We start from the raw sequence: 5,285 nt of genomic DNA, 5'->3' as shown, positions 1-5,285 counted from the left end.
CGCCATCAATCCGCACACCGGCAAAAGGCGTATCGATGAGGCCTTTCCGGCTGAGATACGGGCGCGGGCGATTGACTCCGAGATGATCATTCACCTGGACAACGGCTCGACCTGGCAGGTCGCGGGGTCGGACAACTACAACTCGCTGGTCGGCTCACCTCCAATCGGCGTGGTTTTTTCGGAGTGGGCGCTGGCCAAGCCAGAGGCCTGGGATTTCATCCGGCCGATCCTCGCGGAGAATGGCGGCTGGGCGATGTTCCTTTGGACGCCGCGGGGGCGCAATCACGCCACGCGATCCTTCGAAGCGCGCGCCAGAGACCCCGACTGGTTCACGCTGAAAGCACCGGCCACGGCGACCACCGTCTTCACACCCGAACAACTCGCGAAGGAACGCGCAGAACTGGTGGCTGAGCTGGGATCGCCCGAAGAGGGCGAGGCGCGGTTCGCGAGCGAGTACCTGGTGGATTTCGACGCTGCGGCGCCTGGCGCCTACTATGCGGGCCTGATCGGCGAGGCGGAGCGCGCCGGGCGGATCACCCGCGTTCCACATGACCCGGCGCTGAAGGTGGACACCGCCTGGGACCTGGGAGTCGATGACTACACAGCGATCTGGTTCTTCCAGCAGGCGGGCCGGGAGATCCGCGTGATCGACTATTTCGAGACCCGGGGCGAGGGCCTGGCCGCCATTGTGCGGCGAGCGATCTCCGGACGCGACTGGGTGTGGGGGCGCCATCATCTGCCCCACGACGTGGCGGCCCGCGAGATCAGCACGGCCACCTCACGGCTGGAGACGCTTCGGGGCCTTGGCCTTTCTCGGATCGAACCGGGCGCCGCCACGGACCCTGAGGAGCGCGTGAACGCGGCGCGGCTGATGATCCCGCTCTGCTGGTTCGACGCCGAGCATTGCGCCGGCGGCCTCGAACGGCTGCGCGCCTATCGCAAACGTTGGAACCGGACCACGCGCAGCTATGGCGGGCCGATGCACGACGAGGCCAGCCACGGGGCGGATGCGTTCGGCGAGTCTGCGTTGAATCGGGTGGGCGCCGGAGCATCGGCGCCGGTCGCGAGACGCGAGGCCGAGCGCGGTCACTGGATGGGTTGAACAGCCGGCGCGAGGCTTTGCGAAACCTATCATTAAGCACGTTTGGGTGACGCTCCTTTGGTGCGGGGAACCGTCCAACCGTTGGAGATGGATATGTCGTCCAAGGCTTGGAGCGCTGGCATGGCGGTTGCCGCGCTGACCGTGCTTGCGCCGCGCGCGGATGCAGCGACCTTTGTGCTGGACTTCTCCGATGCGACCTGCGGCGGCGGCTTCGCCTGTGCGAACTATCAGCCGATCGATCAGACCTATGGCGATATCGCGGGCCTCTTGGATGTGCGAACCCGCTACGAGCTTACCGCCGACTTTGACGCCCCGGGGCGGGGCGTCTTGTACACGGGCGTCTATTTCGCGGGCGGCGACAAGGTGGCCGTCGGCGGGGTGACCGACGATTCCGGCGTTCCGGAGATCCAGCTGATCCCGCTGAACGGCGCGACGGTGAAGCTCCTGCAGGTCCGGTTGGTTCCGGCGGGCAGCTTTCGCCGGGACTCCGAGGCCCGGGTGATCGACCTGGGCGGACGGCTTCCCGATGTCGCGTCGGGACGGTTCGGAGTCGAGATCTCGGCCCCGAAGATCCTGAACTATGACTTCGCCAGCGCGCAGGGCGTCAGCTTTCGCTGGGGTCCCAACGCCATCAATGTCGGTGTGGATTCGATCACCTTCGAGGTGACGGCTCCGCCCCCTCCGCCTGGTGGGAGGGCCGTGCCCGAGCCCAGTGTTTGGGCTCTGCTGATCGCCGGCTTCGGCGCCGTGGGCGGACTGTTGCGCCGGCGTCGAAGCGCAGAACGAACCGCCTAAAGCCTCGCGCCGAAGAAAGTTTCTGTTTTGTTCTTTACGACGCGCGCGAATTGAGGTAGGGTTTCCCCATCATCCCGAATTGTGAGCGCGGCCGCGAATGGCGCGCTCCGGGATGGTTCCCGATCGTTTGAATTTTGATCCTCTGATCCTCTGATCCTCTGATCCTCTGATCCTCTGAACTTCTGACACCGCGGGCGTTTGGGCTCGCGATCCCGCGCGGCGCAGGCTTCGCGGGCCTTCAGCCATGGATGACAACCTTGTCCGACGACGAGCTGCTTTCTGAAGCGCGCGAAGCTTTTGCGCGCGCCGCCGACGCTGAGGCCGAGAACCGGCGTGAGGCGCTGGACGACCTGAGGTTCGCCAGGCTTGGGGAACAGTGGCCGGACACCGTCCGCCGCCAGCGGGAGCGGCAGAGCCGCCCGTGTCTAACAATCAACCGACTTCCGGCTTTTGTTCGACAGGTCGTGAACGATGCGCGGCAGAACAAGCCGGCCATTCACGTGCATCCGGTGGACTCGGCGGCGGATCCCGAGACGGCGGAGGTGTTCAATGGCCTGATCCGGCACGTGGAGCAGAGCTCGGACGCCGAGGTGGCCTATGACACGGCGCTGGATTTCGCTGTGACCTGCGGGTTCGGCTACTTCCGGATCAACACACGGTATGCGGCCGATGACGGCTTTGATCAGGAATTGGCGATCGAGCGGGTGGCCAATCCGTTCAGCATCTACGGCGATCCCAACTCGACCGCGGCCGACAGCGCCGACTGGAACATTGCATTCGTCGTGGAGAGCCCAGAACGGGCGGAATTCCTGGCCCGCTGGCCCGGGGCGCAGACGGTGGACTGGCCAGGCGCCGGAGCGATCGACGCCGGCTCGCGCCATGAGGGCGATCGCGTGGCTGTCGCCGAGTGGTGGCGGCGTGAGCGGGTCAGCCGCACCATGCTTGCGCTCTCGGACGGGCGCGTGGTGGAGGAAGCGACCTACAAGGCCGAGCGTGCGTTGTTCGAGGCGCTGGGCGTGAAGCCCATCGGGCGGCCGCGGCAGGTGGCGAGCCACAAGGTGACACAGCGGATCGTCTCGGGCGCCGAGATCCTTGAGACCGTGGACTGGCCGGGGCGGTTCATCCCCATCGTGCCTGTCTTTGGCGAGGAACTGATGGTCGACGGGCGACGACGGCTTCGCGGGCTGGTGCGCGACGCCAAGGACCCGCAGCGGATGTTCAACTACTGGCGGACGGCCTCGACTGAGCTGGTGGCCCTGGCGCCCAAGGCGCCCTTCATTGGCCGTCGCGGCGCCTTTGAGACGGACAGCGCGAAGTGGGCGAGCGCCAATACCGAGACCCATGCCTATATCGAGTATGACGGGCCCGAACCGCCGCAACGCCAGCCGTTCGCCGGTGTGCCCGCAGGGCCGCTCCAGGAGGCGCTGAACGCCGCCGACGACATGAAGTCGATCATGGGGCTGCACGACGCCAGCCTGGGCGCGCGGTCGAACGAAACGAGCGGGCGGGCGATCCTGGCCCGGCAGCGGGAGGGCGACGTCTCGACCTTCCACTACATCGACAATCTGAGCCGGGCGATCCGGCACGCGGGGCGGATTCTGGTTGACCTGATCCCGAAGGTTTATTCGACCGCGCGTGTGGTGCGGGTGCTGGGGCCGGACGGCAAGGCCGGCGCGGCGGCGGTGGCGCCAGGTGCGCGGGGCGGCGAGACGCTGCGAGCTGTGGGTCGGATCCATGATTTGGGGGTCGGGCGATACGACCTGACCGTGCGCTCGGGGCCGAGCTTCACAAGCCGCCGGGAAGAGGCGGCGGGACAGATGATCGAACTGATCCGCGCCTATCCGGCCGCGGCGCCGCTGATCGGCGACCTCTTGGCGCGGAACCTGGACTGGCCCGGAGCCGACGAGATCGCCGAGCGGCTGGCGGCTAGCCTGCCGCCGACGGCGCGCGGGGCCTCGCCGGAGATCGAGCAAGCGCGGGGCGAGCTGGCGAAGCTCGCCCAGGCGTTGGCGGTCGCGCGGGCCGAGACGGCGGCGCTCAAGCAGGACCAGGCGCACAAGTCCCGGAAGCTGGAGATCGAGGCCTTCCGCGCCGAGACCGAACGGATGCGCGCCCAGAGCCCGGCGGCCTGAGACCGCAAGACACTCCTGAAAGGACAGACATGCAGATCAAAGATCAAACCGTCGTGGACGCGGCGGCGGGCGCAGCCATGCCTGATGCGGGGCCGGAGCCGTTTGAGCTGGAGGTGGACGGCGAGGTGCATACCCTGCCGGGTTCACTGCGCGGCGCCTTCATGATGAACGCCGACTATACGCGAAAGACCCAGGAGCTGGCTGATCTGCGCCGGGCGCTAGACGCCGAACGGGAAGCGTTTACGGCCGGGTCTGCGGCGGAGCGCACGTTGAGCCGCGACCGGATGCGTCTGGCGCTGATCGAAGACGATCTGGAGGCCTATGACGGCGTCGACTGGAACGCCTGGGCGGCGCAGGACCGGGAGGGCGCGGAGGCCGCCTGGGCGCGGCGGACCGATTTGGTCGAGGCGCATGCGGTGCTGTCCGACGCAGCTGGGCGCAGCGAAGCGCAGGAACAACTGAGCCGGGCGCGCGAGACCGCAGAGGCCATGGCGCGGACCGGCCAGGCGCTGCGGCAGGAGATCGAGGGCTGGTCGCCGGAGACGGCGGCGAAGCTGGTCGACTACGCCCGGGCCTTCGGCGTCACGATGGAGGAGCTGGCCGAGGCTGCGGACCCCAGGCTCTGGAAGCTGTTGCACAAGGCCTGGAAAGCCGACCAGACGGCCGATGAGGCCGCCGCCGCCCGGGCCCGCGAGCTGCGCCCAGCCGTGAGCGTGGCCGGCGCGGGTGGCGGAGCCGGCGGTCTGCGGGATGAACTTGCGGCCAAGGAGTGGATGCGGCGGCGGAACGCACAGACGATGAGCGGGCGGTGATGGAAGGACCCGTTCAAGACGCGACCGCGCGGCCTCTCTACCCCTGCCTTGTTGACCGTCTGCGCGCTGGCTAGCTGACCTCTACGTCTTTAACGCCCCTCCGGCCTCCCACGCGGGAGCACGCCGGACGGGGGCGACGTCTCCGCGCCATCCGAAGGACAGACCGACTACGCGCGGGCGGTGAGCCCGCGCCTCGGCGCGTCCGGCGCATTCCCCAACATCATCAAAGGACAACCGATGCCAAACACCCTTTTGAGCGCCACCGCCGTGACGCGGGAGGCGCTGCGCGTGCTGCACCAGAAGCTGAGCTTCGTGGGCACGATTACGCGGGACTACGACGACCGCTTCGCTCAGCAGGGCGCGAAGGTCGGTGACACCCTGAAAATCAGGCTGCCCAATCAGTATGTGGTGCGTAGCGGGGCGACGCTCTCCGCCCAGGATACC

5 protein-coding genes are annotated in these 5,285 nt (G+C 67.8%); all 5 read left to right on the top strand.

The genetic code is table 11. The annotated features are described in order from the left end of the window. Positions 1 to 1,102, top strand: a 1,102-nt coding sequence (locus ACIQ3R_RS14935) for a hypothetical protein (protein ID WP_397419652.1), incomplete at its 5' end; no start/stop codon positions are given. Between the two features lie 120 nt (positions 1,103 to 1,222). After that, positions 1,223 to 1,897: a PEPxxWA-CTERM sorting domain-containing protein gene (locus ACIQ3R_RS14930; protein WP_397419651.1), complete on the top strand. Its 675-nt coding sequence runs from the start codon at positions 1,223 to 1,225 to the stop codon at positions 1,895 to 1,897. A 257-nt stretch (positions 1,898 to 2,154) separates the two neighbouring features. Next, positions 2,155 to 4,029, top strand: coding sequence for a portal protein (locus ACIQ3R_RS14925; protein WP_397419650.1), 1,875 nt, complete (start codon positions 2,155 to 2,157; stop codon positions 4,027 to 4,029). A 29-nt stretch (positions 4,030 to 4,058) separates the two neighbouring features. Then, positions 4,059 to 4,841, top strand: a complete 783-nt coding sequence (locus tag ACIQ3R_RS14920) for a hypothetical protein (protein ID WP_397419649.1) — start codon at positions 4,059 to 4,061, stop codon at positions 4,839 to 4,841. 237 nt (positions 4,842 to 5,078) lie between these two features. After that, on the top strand, positions 5,079 to 5,285 hold a 207-nt coding region (locus ACIQ3R_RS14915; protein ID WP_397419648.1), incomplete at its 3' end, for a hypothetical protein.

Origin of the sequence: Phenylobacterium sp., assembly GCF_044371015.1 — a bacterium.
Classification (GTDB): domain Bacteria; phylum Pseudomonadota; class Alphaproteobacteria; order Caulobacterales; family Caulobacteraceae; genus Phenylobacterium.
Note: the sequence above shows the minus strand (reverse complement) of the source record. Positions and strands in the feature narration are given on the sequence as shown.

Bases quoted from the DNA above. Each gene is read 5' to 3' on its own strand.
- ACIQ3R_RS14930 (WP_397419651.1), top strand. From the start codon at position 1,223: ATGGCGGTTGCCGCGCTGACCGTGCTTGCGCCGCGCGCGGATGCAGCG.
- ACIQ3R_RS14920 (WP_397419649.1), top strand. From the start codon at position 4,059: ATGCAGATCAAAGATCAAACCGTCGTGGACGCGGCGGCGGGCGCAGCC.